This is a genomic window from Citreimonas salinaria (assembly GCF_900107235.1).
GTDB lineage: Bacteria > Pseudomonadota > Alphaproteobacteria > Rhodobacterales > Rhodobacteraceae > Citreimonas > Citreimonas salinaria.
Genome location: NZ_FNPF01000003.1, coordinates 329,902 through 344,528, shown reverse-complemented (window position 1 = coordinate 344,528; position 14,627 = coordinate 329,902). Strand labels below are relative to the sequence as shown.

The 14,627-nt window shown below is 68.0% G+C and carries 16 protein-coding genes; 8 read left to right on the top strand and 8 right to left on the bottom strand.

Annotated elements, in window-relative coordinates:
• Nucleotides 1–3 precede the first annotated feature (3 nt).
• Nucleotides 4–1,302, top strand: coding sequence for a TRAP transporter large permease (locus BLW27_RS05895; protein ID WP_089880647.1), 1,299 nt, complete (start codon nucleotides 4–6; stop codon nucleotides 1,300–1,302).
• Here BLW27_RS05895 and BLW27_RS05890 read toward each other — a convergent pair.
• Nucleotides 1,299–1,814: a winged helix DNA-binding protein gene (locus BLW27_RS05890; protein ID WP_089880642.1), complete on the bottom strand. Its 516-nt coding sequence runs from the start codon at nucleotides 1,812–1,814 to the stop codon at nucleotides 1,299–1,301. The two genes, BLW27_RS05895 and BLW27_RS05890, sit on opposite strands and share 4 nt — an antisense overlap.
• A 207-nt stretch (nucleotides 1,815–2,021) precedes the next feature.
• Here BLW27_RS05890 and trpB point away from each other — a divergent pair, with 207 nt between their 5' ends.
• Nucleotides 2,022–3,242, top strand: a complete 1,221-nt coding sequence (gene trpB / locus BLW27_RS05885; RefSeq protein WP_089880638.1) for a tryptophan synthase subunit beta — start codon at nucleotides 2,022–2,024, stop codon at nucleotides 3,240–3,242.
• A gap of 323 nt (nucleotides 3,243–3,565) precedes the next feature.
• Here the strand turns inward: trpB and BLW27_RS05880 are convergent, their stop codons facing one another.
• Genes BLW27_RS05880 through pth form a run of 3 tightly spaced genes read right to left on the bottom strand, consistent with a single transcriptional unit; the run spans nucleotide 3,566 to nucleotide 5,856 of the window.
• Nucleotides 3,566–3,940: a DUF2237 family protein gene (locus BLW27_RS05880; RefSeq protein ID WP_425429276.1), complete on the bottom strand. Its 375-nt coding sequence runs from the start codon at nucleotides 3,938–3,940 to the stop codon at nucleotides 3,566–3,568.
• A 3-nt stretch (nucleotides 3,941–3,943) separates the two neighbouring features.
• Complete coding sequence (locus BLW27_RS05875) at nucleotides 3,944–5,104, bottom strand: serine hydrolase domain-containing protein (protein WP_089880636.1); 1,161 nt, start codon at nucleotides 5,102–5,104, stop codon at nucleotides 3,944–3,946.
• A complete protein-coding gene (pth, locus tag BLW27_RS05870) occupies nucleotides 5,104–5,856 on the bottom strand; it encodes an aminoacyl-tRNA hydrolase (RefSeq protein ID WP_089880830.1) in 753 nt (250 codons plus the stop codon). The genes BLW27_RS05875 and pth overlap by 1 nt, the downstream gene beginning before the upstream one ends.
• Nucleotides 5,857–5,927: 71 nt before the next feature.
• On the opposite strand from pth, the gene hmuQ reads away from it, so the two are divergent.
• Nucleotides 5,928–6,239 (top strand): heme-degrading protein HmuQ, encoded by a 312-nt coding sequence (gene hmuQ / locus BLW27_RS05865; RefSeq protein ID WP_089880633.1) that lies wholly within the window; start codon nucleotides 5,928–5,930, stop codon nucleotides 6,237–6,239.
• A complete protein-coding gene (locus BLW27_RS05860; RefSeq protein WP_218141089.1) occupies nucleotides 6,239–6,700 on the top strand; it encodes a pyridoxamine 5'-phosphate oxidase family protein in 462 nt (153 codons plus the stop codon). Before hmuQ ends, BLW27_RS05860 begins: the two co-directional genes overlap by 1 nt.
• Before the next feature lie 67 nt (nucleotides 6,701–6,767).
• Here BLW27_RS05860 and BLW27_RS05855 read toward each other — a convergent pair whose 3' ends face one another.
• Nucleotides 6,768–7,418 carry a 50S ribosomal protein L25/general stress protein Ctc gene (locus BLW27_RS05855; RefSeq protein WP_089880629.1) on the bottom strand — a complete coding sequence of 217 codons (651 nt, stop codon included), beginning with the start codon at nucleotides 7,416–7,418 and terminating at the stop codon, nucleotides 6,768–6,770.
• A 326-nt stretch (nucleotides 7,419–7,744) separates the two neighbouring features.
• On the bottom strand, nucleotides 7,745–8,938 hold the full coding sequence (locus tag BLW27_RS05850; protein WP_089880627.1) for an alpha-hydroxy acid oxidase: 1,194 nt from the start codon (nucleotides 8,936–8,938) through the stop codon (nucleotides 7,745–7,747).
• A gap of 182 nt (nucleotides 8,939–9,120) precedes the next feature.
• Between BLW27_RS05850 and BLW27_RS05845 the strand changes: the two genes are divergently transcribed.
• Nucleotides 9,121–9,564, top strand: coding sequence for a MaoC family dehydratase (locus BLW27_RS05845; RefSeq protein ID WP_089880624.1), 444 nt, complete (start codon nucleotides 9,121–9,123; stop codon nucleotides 9,562–9,564).
• Nucleotides 9,565–9,629: 65 nt separating this feature from the next.
• Here the strand turns inward: BLW27_RS05845 and trpA are convergent, their stop codons facing one another.
• Entirely contained in the window at nucleotides 9,630–10,421 is a 792-nt protein-coding gene (gene trpA, locus BLW27_RS05840; RefSeq protein WP_089880621.1) for a tryptophan synthase subunit alpha, read from the bottom strand.
• Between the two features lie 84 nt (nucleotides 10,422–10,505).
• Between trpA and BLW27_RS05835 the strand changes: the two genes are divergently transcribed.
• From BLW27_RS05835 to ychF, 3 genes are all read left to right on the top strand, one after another.
• Nucleotides 10,506–11,402 (top strand): NAD-dependent epimerase/dehydratase family protein, encoded by an 897-nt coding sequence (locus BLW27_RS05835; RefSeq protein ID WP_089880618.1) that lies wholly within the window; start codon nucleotides 10,506–10,508, stop codon nucleotides 11,400–11,402.
• Nucleotides 11,403–11,492: 90 nt separating this feature from the next.
• On the top strand, nucleotides 11,493–12,902 hold the full coding sequence (locus tag BLW27_RS05830; RefSeq protein WP_089880615.1) for an MATE family efflux transporter: 1,410 nt from the start codon (nucleotides 11,493–11,495) through the stop codon (nucleotides 12,900–12,902).
• Between the two features lie 135 nt (nucleotides 12,903–13,037).
• The gene (gene ychF, locus BLW27_RS05825) at nucleotides 13,038–14,135 is read left to right on the top strand and encodes a redox-regulated ATPase YchF (RefSeq protein WP_089880612.1); all 1,098 of its coding nucleotides are present in this window, start codon (nucleotides 13,038–13,040) and stop codon (nucleotides 14,133–14,135) included.
• A 150-nt stretch (nucleotides 14,136–14,285) separates the two neighbouring features.
• Here ychF and BLW27_RS05820 read toward each other — a convergent pair whose 3' ends face one another.
• On the bottom strand, nucleotides 14,286–14,522 hold the full coding sequence (locus tag BLW27_RS05820; RefSeq protein WP_089880608.1) for an Lrp/AsnC ligand binding domain-containing protein: 237 nt from the start codon (nucleotides 14,520–14,522) through the stop codon (nucleotides 14,286–14,288).
• Between the last annotated feature and the right edge of the window lie 105 nt (nucleotides 14,523–14,627).

The window sequence follows — 14,627 nt, the reverse complement described above, 5'->3', positions numbered from 1 at the left end:
GCCATGTCCGACCCCGTCACCGGGCTGATCCTGCTGGGCGTGCTTCTGGTCTTCCTCGCCTCGGGGCTGTGGATCGCGCTGGCGCTGACCGGCGTCGCGGCGGTCGCGCTGTCGTTCTTCTCCAACGCGCCGGTCGGGCTGGTGTTGGCGACCACCTTCTGGGGCCATTCGCACAGCTGGTCGCTGGCGGCGCTGCCGCTGTTCATCCTGATGGGAGAGATCCTGCTGCGCTCGCGCCTGTCGTCGGACATGTTCTCGGGCCTCGCTCCGTGGCTGGGCGGGGTGCCAGGGCGGCTGCTGCACGTCAACGTGCTGGGCTGCGCGATCTTCGCAGCTGTCTCGGGCTCGTCGGCGGCGACCGCCGCGACCATCGGCAAGATGTCGATCCCCGAGCTGAAATCCCGCGGCTATCCCGAAAGCCTTATCCTGGGCACGCTGGCGGGCTCGGCCACGCTGGGCCTGCTGATCCCGCCCTCGATCATCCTGATCGTCTACGGCGTGGCGACCGAACAATCCATCGCGCGGCTGTTCATTGCCGGGCTGATCCCCGGCGTGCTGGTCATGACGCTGTTCGCTGGCTACGTGATGGTGCGCGCCATGATGACTCCCGGCCTGATCCCGCCCTTCGATATCACGATGACCCTGCGCGAAAAGCTGCGCGCCGCGCGCGGACTGATCCCGGTGGCGCTGCTGATCGTCGGCGTGATCGGCGCGATCTACACCGGCATCGCGTCGCCCACCGACGCCGCGGCGCTGGGCGTCCTGCTGTCGATCATCCTGGCGGCGACCTCGGGCAGCTTCTCGATGCGCGACTTCATGGACGCGCTGCTGGCGGCGGCGCGGACCTCTTGCATGATCGCCTTCATCCTGATCGGCGCGGCCTATCTTGCCGTCGCGATGGGCTTCACCGGCATCCCTCGCAACCTGGCCGCCTGGATCGGCGAGATGGGTCTGTCGCCCTACGTGCTGCTGGCGGCGCTGACCGGGTTCTTCATCGTGCTGGGGCTGTTCCTCGACGGGATTTCGGTCGTGGTGCTGACAACCTCGATCATCATGCCGATGGTGACGGCCGTCGGGATCGATCCGATCTGGTTCGGCATCTACCTGGTGCTGGTCGTCGAGATGAGCCAGATCACGCCCCCGGTCGGCTTCAACCTGTTCGTGATCCAGGGGTTGACCGGCATCGACATCCTGCGGATCGCGCGGGCGGCGTTCCCGTTCTTCCTGCTGCTGGTGCTGGCGGTGGTGCTGATAACAGCCTTTCCGGGGCTGGTGACCTGGCTGCCGCAGGCGATGTCCTAAAGCGACGACGCGGCGCGGCTGGCCTGGTCGTACTGCCCCGACAGCGCGCGCAGCGCGGCGGCGATCTCGCGCATCTCGTCGCCGCTCAGGTCCATCCGGCCAAGCGGCTCCAGCAGGCACTGCGCGCGCACCGCGCGATAGCTTTCGCACAGGGTCTCGCCCTCGGGGGAGGTGGCGTAGAACACCTCCTTGCCGCGCTTTTCCGATACCAGAAGCCCGGCCTTCAGCAGCTTGCGCAGCGCGTAGTTGACCGTGTGCGTGTCCTCGATGTTGAGAAGGAAGCAGATGTCGGCCAGCCGTTTTTCCCGCGCGCGGTGGTTGACGTTGTGCAGGACCAGGATGTCTAGCGCGCTCATGTCGCGCTGGCCGGCCGCGGCCATGCACTTGACCATCCAGCGCGAGAACGCGTTGAAGGCGAGGATCATGCCGAATTCCAGTTCGGACGTTTCCCAGCCATCGCCTTCGGCAAGGTGGCGGGAGGAAACGATGCGGCGATTGGGGCTGTCGATCATGCGCTAATTGTAAGCGTATTGCCGGGGTTCTGTCGATATGCGGATCGGACGACAAGGGCAAGCGGCCTTGCCCCACGACCGCGGTCCTTCACCCGCAGGCTGTCCCGACCAAAGATGCGGCGGGGCGTCGCTGAGGGGCATTCGGGTCTGGCATCAGGGGCGGGTTTCGGCGTATCCCCCGGGCTTGATGGGCGAGAGGAGTCGGCGATGAACGAATTGGTCAACAGCTTCATGACCGGACCCGACGAGAAGGGCCGTTTCGGCGACTTCGGCGGGCGGTTCGTGTCCGAGACGCTGATGCCGCTGATCCTGGAACTGCAGGAGCGGTACGATCACGCCAAGACCGACCAGTCCTTCTGGGACGAGATGAATTTCCTCTGGAAGCACTACGTCGGCCGACCCTCGCCGCTCTATTTCGCCGAGCGGCTGACCGAGCGGCTGGGCGGCGCCAAGGTCTACATGAAGCGCGACGAACTGAACCACACCGGCGCGCACAAGATCAACAACGTGCTGGGCCAGATCATCCTGGCGCGGCGCATGGGCAAGACCCGCATCATCGCCGAGACCGGCGCCGGCCAGCACGGCGTGGCGACCGCGACGGTCTGCGCCAAGTTCGGTCTGAAATGCGTGGTCTACATGGGCGCGCACGACGTCGAGCGCCAGCAGCCCAACGTCTTCCGCATGCGGCTTCTGGGCGCCGAGGTGATCCCCGTGACCTCCGGGCGCGGCACGCTCAAGGACGCGATGAACGACGCGCTGCGCGACTGGGTGACCAACGTGCGCGACACGTTCTACTGCATCGGCACGGTGGCCGGCCCGCATCCGTATCCCGCGATGGTGCGCGACTTCCAGTCGATCATCGGCAAGGAAGTCCGCGAGCAGATGCACGAGGCCGAGGGTCGCCTACCCGACACGATCATCGCGGCGATCGGCGGCGGGTCGAATGCTATGGGCCTGTTCCACCCGTTCCTCGACGACAAGGAGGTCAGCATCATCGGCGTCGAGGCCGGCGGCAAGGGCGTCAACGATAAGATGGAGCATTGCGCATCGCTGACCGGCGGTCGGCCAGGCGTGCTGCACGGCAACCGGACGTACCTGCTGCAGGACGAGGACGGCCAGATCCTCGAGGGGTTCTCGATCTCGGCGGGTCTTGACTATCCCGGCATCGGGCCCGAGCACGCCTGGCTGCACGAGATCGGGCGCGCGCAATACGTCGCGATCACTGATGTCGAGGCGCTGGCGGCGTTCCAGCTGTGCTGCGAGACGGAAGGCATCATTCCCGCGCTCGAGCCCAGCCACGCACTGGCGCACGTTATGAAGATCGCGCCCGAGCTGCCGAAGGACCACATCATCTGCATGAACATGTGCGGCCGCGGTGACAAGGACATCTACACGGTGGCCAAGGCGTTCGGCTTCGACATGAGCTGAGTGGCGCGACACAGGCAAAGCCATATCGCGGCGCACCGGGCGAGGTGCGTCCACGACTTTTCGTCAATCCAAAGGCGCCGTGTTGCCCGCAGGTCAGCCGCATTTTTTCCTGTGCAGGAGTTGACCTTTCCGCCGGACGCCGTTCGTTCACGATTCCGTCCTCGGGCGGAAGGAACAGCGATGAACCGGGCCTATCTTGTGGCGACCTCTGTCTGATGCACTAGGTGAGCCGCGGCCGGAACGGAGAGCGCCTGCGGCCGATCAGGCAGAATAAGCACGGTGCTTGTGGATAAGTCTGTGCGCGGAACTTCCCGCAAGCGGCGTCAGTCGTCCGCGCAGGATTCGAGCACGTCCAGCGGAACGATCTCCAGCGCTCGGCGGTGCGTCGAGGCCAGCGAGACGCGCGGCGCACAGCCTTCGGCATGGGCCTGCAGGAAACGCGCGGCGCACAGGCACCAGCGGTCGCCCGCGCGCAGCCCCGGAAAGCGGAACTCGGGGCGGGGCGTCGACAGGTCGTTCCCGAGGTATTTCGAGAAGGCCAGGAACTCGTCGGTCATGACCGCACAGACGGTGTGGCTGCCCGTATCCTCGGCGCAGGTGTTGCAATGCCCGTCGCGAAAAAAGCCGGTCACCGGGTTGGTGGAGCACGGCGCCAGCGCCTCGCCCAGCACGTTGATCTCGGCATCCTTCTCGATCATGGCTTACTCCCGCTCAAAAATGCGCGCGATGGTTCTGAACATGCCGATCGCATCGTCCAGCGCCCCCGGCGCACGGAACTGCCGGTCGGCGCCGTTGACGGCGATCACCACGCCGCTGTCCTGGTCGACATAGACGAACTGGCCATAGACTCCACGGGCCAGGAACTCTCCCTCGCGGGCGTCGGCAGGAATCCACCACTGGTAGCCGTAGCCCATCGCGCCGGGCAGCGTCGGCGCCGAGGCGCGAGTGCTTTCGGTCATCCATTCGGCCGGCACGATGCGCCGCCCGTCGAAGCGTCCGTTGAGGCGCGCAAGCTCTCCCATCCGGGCATAGTCTCGCGTGGTGAGGTTCAGCCCGCCCAGAACGAAGGCGACGCCGTGCCCATCGGTGACGTAATGCGGGTCGCCCCAGGTGCCCAGCGGGTCCAGGATCAGGCGCCCCATCAGCGCCGGGATCTTCTCGCCCGTGGCACCGCGCAGGACCATGGACAGCACGTGCGTGTCGATCGACACGTATTGCCAGCGTTCGCCCGCCGGGCCGATCCGATCCTCGCGCGCGGCGGTGAAGCGGTCCATAGACCCGCCCAGGGCCAGCACGCGGCCCATGCGGTTGATGTCGCTGAAGAAGTTGAAGTAGTCCTCGTCGAAGTCCACGCCCGAGGACATCTGCAACACGTGCCGGATGCTGACGCCCTCGTAGGCGGAACCGCGCAGGGCGGGAGCGTACTTGTCCACCGGGTCGTCGAGATCGGCGATCGCGCCCTGCGCCACGACGATTCCGACCAGCATGGACAGGTAGGACTTCGCCACGGACCACGACACCCGCTGGTCCTCGCGCGCGGTGCCCATCCGGTAGTCCTCCTGGACCACGGCGCCGTCGTGCAGAACCACGATGCCGGCCACGGCGCGGCGGTCGAGCCAGTCCTGCCAGCCCTCCGGCGGTGTCATGGCGGCGCCTTCGGGGATCGGCGTGGGGGCTCGGGTCACGGGGATCGGGGCGGTGTCGAACAGCCTGTCCATGTGCGAGAAGTTCTGCACGATGCGGCCTTCGTCGAACAGCGTGGTGACCGCGTGCAGCCGGGCGATCGCGTCGCGCTGCCAGAACGCCACCGCCACCGCGAGCACCAGCGCGGCCCCGAGAAGCCGCAGGACCCAGCGCCGCATCAGCGGAACCGGTCCGCAAGCTTCTGCAGCGCGCTGCGGGTGTCCGGTTCGGCCGCTTCCTCGGCTTCCGGCCCCGGGGCGGGATTGATCGCGGCCTTCCGATCGTTGGCTTTCCGGTCATCCGCCTTCGCACCGCCTGCACCCTTCTCGCCCGCCGGCTTTGCGGTTCCGGTGCCCGAGCGGGGCGGCGACACGCGCAGCGCCACCGCGTTCAGGAAGCGCGACACGTCGCCCGCCGCAAGACCCGGTGCGCCGTCCGAGATACCGCGCAGCAGGTCGTCCAGCCAATCCTCGTCGGCCTTGGCGAAATCGTGCAGCACGTAGCCCGCGACCAGTTCCTTGCGGCCCGGATGCCCGATGCCCAGCCGGACGCGGGCATAGGCGTCGCCCACATGCCCGTGGATCGAGCGCAACCCGTTATGTCCGGCATGTCCGCCGCCGGACTTGACCTTCAGCTTGCCGGGCGCAAGGTCCAGCTCGTCGTGGAACACGGTCAGGTCTTCGCGCCCGAGCTTGTAGAACCGCAGCGCCTCGCCCACCGCCTGCCCGGATCGGTTCATGTAGGTCATCGGCTTCAGCAGCAGGACCTTCTCGCCGCCCAGCCGGCCCTCGGTCATCTCGGCCTGGAACTTGGCCTTCCACGGGCCGAAACCGTGATCCTCGGCGATCCGGTCCAGCGCCATGAAGCCGATATTGTGCCGATTGCGCGCGTATTGCCCGCCGGGATTGCCGAGACCTGCGAAAATCTGCACCGTGCCCTCCAAAACCCGCCACGCGCCGCCGACTCCGGCGGGCCGTGGCGCCATGCAACACGAGGGGCACCATGTATCTTACGATGAACCGTTTCAAGGTCGCCAAGGACCAGACCGACGCCTTCGAGGCACTATGGAAGTCGCGCGACAGCCACCTGAAGGAGGTGCCGGGCTTCGTGCAGTTCGCCCTTCTGAAGGGACCCGAGGCCGAGGACCACGTGCTTTATGCCTCTCACACGATCTGGCGCGACGAGGCGGCGTTCCGCGACTGGACGAAGTCCGAAGCCTTCCGCGCGGCGCATGCGGGGGCGAAGTCCTCGGGCGAGATGTATCTCGGCGCGCCCGAACTCGAGGCATTCGAGGCGGTGCAGGTGCTGAAGTAGTGCCGCGCGCCTTCGACCTCGAGCCGGTGCTGGCGATGCCGCTGATGGCGATGCTGGCCACGGTGACCGATGATGGCGCGCCGCGCAACGCGCCGGTCTGGTTCCTGTGGGAAGAGGGCGCGCTCTGGATGCCGTCGACCGCCGGCGCAAGCACGGTCCGGAGGTTGCGGCACGAGAGGCGGGCGGCGGCCGAGATCGTGCACTTCGACAATGGCGCCGGCGTGCTGCTTCACGTCGGGATGCGCGGCGCGGCCGGGGTCGTCGCGATGCAGCCCGATCGCTTCCGGCGCCTGCTGGCGAAGTATCTCGGCCCGGACGAGGGCGCGTGGAACCCGTGGTTCATCGAAACCATCGCCCGGATCGACGACCCGGACGGGCGGTTGATCCGGCTGGCGCCCGACAGCGTCTTCACCAACAACGTCAGCCATTTCCGTACCGGATCGGCACTGGCCTGGCCCTGAAACGCAAGACGCCCCGCGTGTGGCGGGGCGTCGGCGTTCGCTGACGAAGGGACGTGCCCCTCCGGCTTTACTCGTCGGTCTGCTCGGTCGAGGGGACCTCGTCGGCATCGGGCTCTTCGCCCTCGTCCTCGTCTTCCGCTGCGGCCAGGCCGGTCGGGGCCGAGACGTTGCAGATCACGAAGTCGCGGTCGATCGTGGGCTTCGTGCCTTCGGGCAGCGTCACGTCCGAGATCGTCAGGACGTCGCCGATCTTCAGACCCGAGACGTCGACGGTCACCTTCTCGGGGATCTCGCCGGCGGTCACGACCAGCTCGATCTCGGGGCGGATCACGGTAAGAACGCCGCCGCGCTTGATGCCGGGGGCCGTTTCCTCGCCGACGAACTCGACCGGAATGAACAGGGCGATCTTGGTGGTGCGGCGCAGGCGGATGAAGTCCACATGCGTCGGCAGGTCCTTGACCACGTCGCGCTGGACCTCGCGGCAGATCACGCGCACGTCCTCGTGGCCTTCGACCTTCATGTTGAACAGCGTCGACTTGAAGCGGCCGGCCTTCAGTTTCTTGACCAGCTCGTTGTAGGGCAGGTTGATCGGCAGGGGGTCTTTCTCGCCGCCGAACACGATGCCCGGCACCATGCCGTCGCGACGTGCCTGACGAGCGGCGCCCTTGCCTGTCCCCGTCCGTTCAAGGGCAATGAGATCCGGAACCTCGTTCGCCATGTTGTCTCTCCATGTAAGGGCAGGGTGCCTCCAAGGCTGTCACCCCGCGTGAGGCGCCCGGATAGGCCGGAAAGCCCCTCTTGGCAAGGCGATTCTGCGCCGCCCCGGCCTGCGGGCGGGCCGAGCGATCCCGGGGGCGCCCGGTCCGGGCGACCTGCGGGGTGTCCCACGGTGGGACACGAGGGCGCCTCAGGGAAATCAATGGCTTACAGGGACGAATTAACCGTTCGTCAGGATTTTTGCCCCGGTAGAGGACAGGACGGGGCGCGCCGACGGCGCGGCGCAATCCCGGCGCTCCTGCCACCGATGCAGCGGCCGGCGGACCCTCAGGCCCAGTCGCCGGAGAAGTCCCGGGGCACCAGCAGGATGTCGCGGTCCACGGACCGGATGTCGGTGCGCCCGCACAGGCCCATCGTCGTGTCCAGCTCCTTGTGGATCACCTCGAGCGCCTTCGTCACGCCCGGCTGGCCCATCGCGCCCAGCCCGTAGACCCAGGCGCGGCCGATCCACGCGGCCTTGGCCCCCATCGCAACCGCCTTCAGCATGTCCTGTCCCGAGCGGATGCCGCTGTCGATGTGTACCTCGATCCGGTCGCCGACCGCGTCGAGGATCGGCTCCAGCGCGCGGATGCTCGATAGCGCGCCGTCCAGCTGCCTTCCGCCGTGGTTCGACACGATGATCGCGTCGGCGCCGACGTTGCAGGCCTCCAAAGCGTCGCGCGGGTCCATGATGCCCTTGATGATCAGCGGGCCGTCCCACATCTTGCGGAACTGCCGGATCCGGCCCCAGTCCAGCGACTGGTCGAAGGCCTCGGCCGTCCAGGTCGACAGCGAGGACGGGTCGGTCACGCCGCTGGCATGGCCCACGATGTTGCCGAAGAAGCGTCGCTTCGTCTGGAGCATCCCCATGCCCCACTGCGCCTTGGTCATCATGTTGGCCACGCTCTTCGCCGTCAGCTTGGGCGGGGCGCTCAGCCCGTTCTTCACGTCGCGGTGCCGCTGGCCCAGCAATTGCAGGTCGACCGTGATGACGGCGGCGGAACACTTCGCCTCTTTCGCGCGGTCGAACAGGTTCTGCATGAAGGCGTCGTCCTTCAGCGTGTAGACCTGCATCCAGAACGGCGCCGACGTGTGCGAGGCCACGTCCTCGATCGAGCAGATCGACATGGTCGACAGGCAGAACGGCACGCCGAAGGCCTCGGCCGCGCGGGCGGCCTTTATCTCGCCGTCGAAGTGCTGCATGCCCGTCAGCCCCACCGGCGCCAGCGCCACCGGCATCGCCACGTCCTGCCCGATCATGGTCGAGGCGGTGGACCGGCCGGCCATGTTCATCGCCACCCGCTGGCGGAAGTACAGTTTGTCGAAGTCGCTGCTGTTCTCGCGGAAGGTCTGTTCGCTCCAGCTGCCGGATTCGGTGTAGTCGTAGAACATCTTCGGCACGCGGCGGCGGTAGAGCCGGCGCAGGTCCTCGATCTCGGTGATCACGGGCTGGGGCAGGGAAGACCAGGGGAAATCGGGCATGGCGGTCCTTGTGGCGACGGCGGCGAATTGGTGTGGAAGGGTTACCAATGCGGCGTGCCTGCGTCCATCGCCCGGCATGGACAATGGCGTTTTGCCGCGCTCTTGTGGGCGGGACGGTCACAGCGATCGCGGCAGAGACCGCGGCGCGAGACCAGGGACAGGGATCAGGGGCAGGGGCGCCGATGAAGTATTTCGAGGATTTTCCCGCCGGTACGAGGTTTCGCACCGGCACGGTGCGGCTGCAGAAGGACGACATCATCGCTTTCGCGCGCGAGCATGACCCGCAGCCCTTCCACACCGACCCCGAGGCGGCGGCGAAATCGCCCTTTGGCGGGCTGATCGCGTCGGGATTCCAGACGATGCTGGCGGCGTTCAACCTGTCGCTGCGCGACGGCGGCTGGGCCGAGGCGTCCATGGGCTCGCCCGGCATGGACGAGATCCGCTGGCTGCGACCGGTGCGCCCCGGCAGCACGCTGCACGTCGAGGGCGAGGTGGTGTCGGCGCGGCCGTCGCGGTCGAAGCCGGACCGCGGCTATGCCGAGATCGCCTGCACGGTGTTCGACAAGCAGCACAACGTGGTGATGACCTATCGCGCCACGCATATCCTGCGCCGCCGGCCGAACTGAGCCTGCCGCTCGAAGCGACGAGGCCGGGCGGCTGACCGAAGGGGCGCGCCTCCGGCCGATCGGCGTCAGGCGGAATGCGCGCCTTCGGCCAGCGAGGCGACGAAGGCCAGCACCTCGTCCACCGGCCGGCCCTTGGCCATCTCGGCCACGATGGCCGAGCCGACGACGCAGCCATCGGCCACGCCCGCGATCTCGCGCGCGGTCTCGGGGGTGCGGATGCCGAAGCCGACGATCACCGGCAGGCTCGCCGCCTTCTGGATGCGCGCCACTTCCGGCGCCACGTCCACCGCCTGTGCGACCGCCGCACCCGTGATCCCGGTGATCGAGACGTAGTAGACGAATCCGGACGTGTTCTGCAGCACGGTCGGCAGGCGCTTGTCGTCGGTCGTCGGCGTGGCGAGGCGGATGAAGTTCAGGCCCGCGCGCCCTGCGGGGATGCACAGTTCGTCATCCTCCTCGGGGGGCAGGTCGACGATGATCAGCCCGTCGATCCCGGCCGTCCTGGCGTCGGCCAGGAAGCGGTCGACGCCGCGCGAATAGATCGGGTTGTAATAGCCCATCAGCACGACCGGCGTCGTGTCGTCGCCCTTTCGGAACTCGGCGACCATGTCGAGCGTCTTCTGCAGCGTCATGCCGCCGGCCAGCGCGCGCTGCCCGGCCTCCTGGATCGTGGGGCCGTCGGCCATGGGATCGGTGAAGGGCAGGCCCAGCTCGATGATGTCGACGCCGGCGGCCGGCAGGCCCTTCATCAGTTCAAGCGACGTCTCGACGTCCGGGTCGCCCGCCATGATGTAGCTGACGAAGGCGCGACGCCCCTCGGCCTTGAGCTTCGCGAAGGTTGCGTCGATACGTGTCATGGCTGGTTCCCCCGGTTCGCGGTCCCTGTTGCCGCAAGCGGTGGGGGAAATCAATGCCGGCGGAGAACGCGAGGGAGCTGGATCATGCGGATACTTTTCACCGGCGGCAGCGGCAAGGCGGGCCGTCACGTGGCGCCGATGCTGGCCGAGGCCGGCCACCGGGTTCTCAACGCGGACCTCGTGCCGCTGAACGATCGGCGGGTGGACGACCTGAGGGTCGACCTGACCGATGCGGGCCAGGTCTACGGCGCACTGCACAGCTACGCGGGGCTCGACGAGCTGACGCTGGGCGCCGGGCAGCCGCGTTTCGACGCGGTGGTGCACTTCGCGGCGCTGGCGCGCATCCTGATCGCCCCGGATGGCGAGACGTACCGCGTCAACACGCAATCCACCTACAACGTGATCGAGGCGGCGACGCGGCTGGGCGTGCCGAAGGTGATCTTCGCCTCGTCCGAGACGACCTACGGCATCTGCTTCGCCGACGGCGAGCGACTGCCCGAGTACCTGCCGGTGGACGAGGATCACCCGACCGTGCCCGAGGACGCCTATGCCATGTCGAAGGTCGCGAACGAGGCCTGCGCGCGGGGGTTCCAGCGGCGGACCGGCCTCGACATCTACGGATTGCGGATAAACAACGTGATCGAGCCGCACGAATACGCGCGCGACTTCCCCGGCTACGTGGCCAAGCCCGAGCGGCGGCTGCGCAACATCTTCGGCTATATCGACGTGCGCGATCTCGGCCGGATGGTGCTGCGGTGCCTCGAGGTGGACGGGCTGGGATACGAGGTGTTCAACGTCGCCAACGACGACACTTCGGTCGGGACCGAAACCAGGGCGCTGCTGGAGCGGTTCTATCCCGGCGTGCCGGAGCGGGGAGAGCTCGGCCGGTTCGAGACGCTCTATTCCAACGCCAAGGCGCGGCGGATGCTCGGATTCGAGCCGGTTCACGGCTGGCGGGACGAGGTCGGCGCGCCCTCCTGAGGGTGGCGGAAAGGCCGCCGTTCCCGTGATCGCGCGGGCGGCGCGGGCCGCGGGCTTGCCCCGCTCGGGCGCGCGGCGTAATCGGCGTTCATGCCTCTCGCGCCGCTCACCTTTTCCGGGCATCTCCGGTCCGTCCTGACGCTGGGCCTGCCGCTGATCGGCGGGCACCTGGCGCAATTCGCCATCGGGCTGACCGACACGCTGATGATCGGCTGGTACGGCGTGCCGGAACTGGCCGCGCTGACGCTTGCCCATTCGTTCCTGTTCACGCTGTTCCTGTTCGGCGCAGGCTTCGGCTGGGCCGTCATGCCGATGGTCGCCACCTTCGCCGCGCGCGGGCAGGAGGTCATGGTCCGCCGCGCCACGCGCATGGCGCTGTGGCTGTCGATCCTCTATTTCGTGCTGGTCATGCCGCTGGCGTGGTTCTCGGCGCCGATGCTGCGCGCGCTGGGCCAGAGCGACGAGATCGCGCAGATGGCGCAGACCTACCTGCGCATCGCGGGCTGGGGGATGCTGCCGGCGCTGGGCGTCATGGTGCTGAAGAACTACCTCGCGGGGCTGGAGCACACGCGCATCGTGCTGTGGATCACGTTGGCGGCGGCGGTCGCGAACGTCATCGCCAACTACGCGCTGATCTTCGGCAACTGGGGCGCGCCGGAACTGGGGATCGCCGGCGCGGCCATCGCGTCGGTGCTGTCGCACCTGACGTCGCTGGTCTTCGTGATCCTCTACGCGGTGCGCAAGCTGCCCGAGCACCAGATCTTCGTCCGGTTCTGGCGCCCCGACGTCGAGATGTTCTCGCAGGTCGCGCGGCTGGGCATCCCGATCGGCGTGACCACGCTGGCCGAGGTGATGCTGTTCGCCGGTTCGGCGGTGCTGATGGGCGCGCTGGGGGTGATCCCGCTGGCGGCGCACGGGATCGCGATCCAGGTCTCGACCGCGACGTTCATGATCCAGATGGGCCTGTCGAACGCCGCCACCGTGCGCGCGGGCACGGCGCTGGGCCATGCAGACGCGGGCCACCTGGCCGAGGGCGCGCGCGCGGTGCTGGTGCTGGGCATGGCGGCGGTGTCGGCGGCGATGCTGCTGTTCCTGTCCCTGCCCGAGCCGCTGATCGGCCTGTTCCTCGACCCGTCCGAGCCGGACCGCGCGGCGATCATCGAGACCGGCCGCGTGCTGCTGATCATGGCCGCGCTGTTCCAGGCGGCGGACGGGCTGCAGGTAATCCACATCGGCCTGCTGCGCGGGCTGCAGGACACCCGCGTGCCGATGCTGATGGCGGCGCTTGCCTACTGGGGCATCGGCATGCCGGCGGCCTGGGCGCTGGGCCTGCCGCTGGGCTTCGGCGGCGTGGGCGTCTGGGCGGGGCTGACGCTGGGCCTCGCGGTGGCGGCGGTGTTGCTGGCCTGGCGGTTCTGGTCGCGGGCGGTGCCGGGCCTGGCCCGCATCCGGCCCGGAGAGCCGGTGCCGGGCCTCGACGCGCCCTTCGCGCGGGACTAGCGCCAAGCGGCTTGCGCGCATCGGCGCCGCCGGCTTTGAACGCCCGCTTGCGCGCGCCTTCCCGTCCGAGGGGCCGCTTGCGCGTCCGGGCGGGCGCGACTAGACGTGCCGCGCAGGCAAGCAAAGGGGACGCCTATGGGCTTTCGGATGGGAATCGTGGGGCTGCCCAACGTGGGCAAGTCGACGCTGTTCAACGCGCTGACCAGGACCGCCGCGGCGCAGGCGGCGAACTTTCCCTTCTGCACGATCGAGCCCAACGTGGGCGAGGTCGCGGTGCCCGACGCGCGGCTGGACAGGCTGGCGGAGCTGGCGAAGTCCAAGCAGGTCATCCCCACGCGCATGACCTTCGTCGACATCGCGGGGCTGGTGAAGGGCGCGTCGAAGGGCGAGGGCCTGGGCAACCAGTTCCTGGCCAACATCCGCGAGGTCGACGCCATCGCGCACGTGCTGCGCTGCTTCGAGGACGAGGACGTGACCCACGTCGACGGCAGAGTCGATCCGGTCTCGGACGCCGAGACCATCGAGACCGAGCTGATGGTTGCCGACATCGAGAGCCTCGAAAAGCGGCTTCAGGGCATCGTGCGCAAGGTGCGCGGCGGCGACAAGGAGGCGATCCAGCAGGAGCGCCTGATGAAGGCGGCTTTGGCCGCGCTGGAACAGGGCCGGCCCGCGCGCACGGTCGAGATCGACGCCGAGGATCTCAAGGCGTGGCGGATGCTGCAGCTGCTGACCTCGAAGCCGGTGCTGTATGTCTGCAACGTCGACGAGGGCGACGCGTCGACCGGCAACGCGCTCTCCGAGGCGGTGGGCAGGATGGCGGCCGAGCAGGGCAACAGCCACGTGGTGATCAGCGCCAAGATCGAGGAAGAGATCAGCCAGCTGGACGACGACGAGGCGGCCGAGTTCCTGACGGAGCTGGGGCTGGCCGAGGCGGGGCTCGACCGATTGATAAAGGCCGGCTACGAACTTCTTGAATTGCAGACCTATTTCACCGTAGGCCCCAAGGAGGCGCGCGCCTGGACGATCGCGCGCGGCACGAAGGCGCCGCAGGCGGCGGGCGTGATCCACGGCGATTTCGAGCGCGGCTTCATTCGCGCCGAGACCATCGCCTACGACGATTTCGTCAGCCTCGGCGGCGAGCAGCCGGCCAAGGACGCGGGCAAGATGCGCGCCGAGGGCAAGGCCTATACCGTGCAGGACGGCGACGTGCTGCACTTCCTGTTCAACACCTGATCGCGGGCGGGGCCGCGTGAAGTGGCGGGGGCGCTGCTCTCATGAGGTAGTGGGACTCTGCCCCCCGTCGCGCTGTCGCGCGACTCCCCCGGGAGATTTCCGGACCAAAGAAGCCGCGCCGGGGTTCCATGGCGTTGGCGGTGGCCGGCCCTAGAAGGCGCGGAAGGTCAGCGTGGTGAGCGTGCGCTCGATCCCGTCGATGACCAGCAGGTTGTCGTTGATGTACTTGCCGATGTCGGCCTCGTCGGGAATGTACATCTTCAGCAGCAGGTCGTACTCGCCGCTGGTCGAGTAGAGTTCCGAGTGGATCTCGCGCAGGGCGATGTCGCTGGCGACGCGGTAGGCGGTGCCGGGCTTGCAGCGGATCTGGATGAAGACGCAGTTCATGGATGCTCCGGGCCTCGGGACGTTGCGGGTACGCTGCGACATGACCGCAAATCGGCGCGGGTTTCCAGCCCTTCCGGTTCGCGAGAGGCGCGTTTCCTAAGCGCA

Excerpts from the sequence above, each read along its gene's own strand:
- BLW27_RS05895 (WP_089880647.1), top strand. The coding sequence starts at position 4 with ATGTCCGACCCCGTCACCGGGCTGATCCTGCTGGGCGTGCTTCTGGTC.
- BLW27_RS05890 (WP_089880642.1), bottom strand. The coding sequence starts at position 1,814 with ATGATCGACAGCCCCAATCGCCGCATCGTTTCCTCCCGCCACCTTGCC.
- trpB (WP_089880638.1), top strand. The coding sequence starts at position 2,022 with ATGAACGAATTGGTCAACAGCTTCATGACCGGACCCGACGAGAAGGGC.
- BLW27_RS05880 (WP_425429276.1), bottom strand. The coding sequence starts at position 3,940 with ATGATCGAGAAGGATGCCGAGATCAACGTGCTGGGCGAGGCGCTGGCG.
- BLW27_RS05875 (WP_089880636.1), bottom strand. The coding sequence starts at position 5,104 with ATGCGGCGCTGGGTCCTGCGGCTTCTCGGGGCCGCGCTGGTGCTCGCG.
- hmuQ (WP_089880633.1), top strand. The coding sequence starts at position 5,928 with ATGTATCTTACGATGAACCGTTTCAAGGTCGCCAAGGACCAGACCGAC.
- BLW27_RS05855 (WP_089880629.1), bottom strand. The coding sequence starts at position 7,418 with ATGGCGAACGAGGTTCCGGATCTCATTGCCCTTGAACGGACGGGGACA.
- BLW27_RS05850 (WP_089880627.1), bottom strand. The coding sequence starts at position 8,938 with ATGCCCGATTTCCCCTGGTCTTCCCTGCCCCAGCCCGTGATCACCGAG.
- BLW27_RS05845 (WP_089880624.1), top strand. The coding sequence starts at position 9,121 with ATGAAGTATTTCGAGGATTTTCCCGCCGGTACGAGGTTTCGCACCGGC.
- trpA (WP_089880621.1), bottom strand. The coding sequence starts at position 10,421 with ATGACACGTATCGACGCAACCTTCGCGAAGCTCAAGGCCGAGGGGCGT.
- BLW27_RS05835 (WP_089880618.1), top strand. The coding sequence starts at position 10,506 with ATGCGGATACTTTTCACCGGCGGCAGCGGCAAGGCGGGCCGTCACGTG.
- BLW27_RS05830 (WP_089880615.1), top strand. The coding sequence starts at position 11,493 with ATGCCTCTCGCGCCGCTCACCTTTTCCGGGCATCTCCGGTCCGTCCTG.
- ychF (WP_089880612.1), top strand. The coding sequence starts at position 13,038 with ATGGGCTTTCGGATGGGAATCGTGGGGCTGCCCAACGTGGGCAAGTCG.
- BLW27_RS05820 (WP_089880608.1), bottom strand. The coding sequence starts at position 14,522 with ATGAACTGCGTCTTCATCCAGATCCGCTGCAAGCCCGGCACCGCCTAC.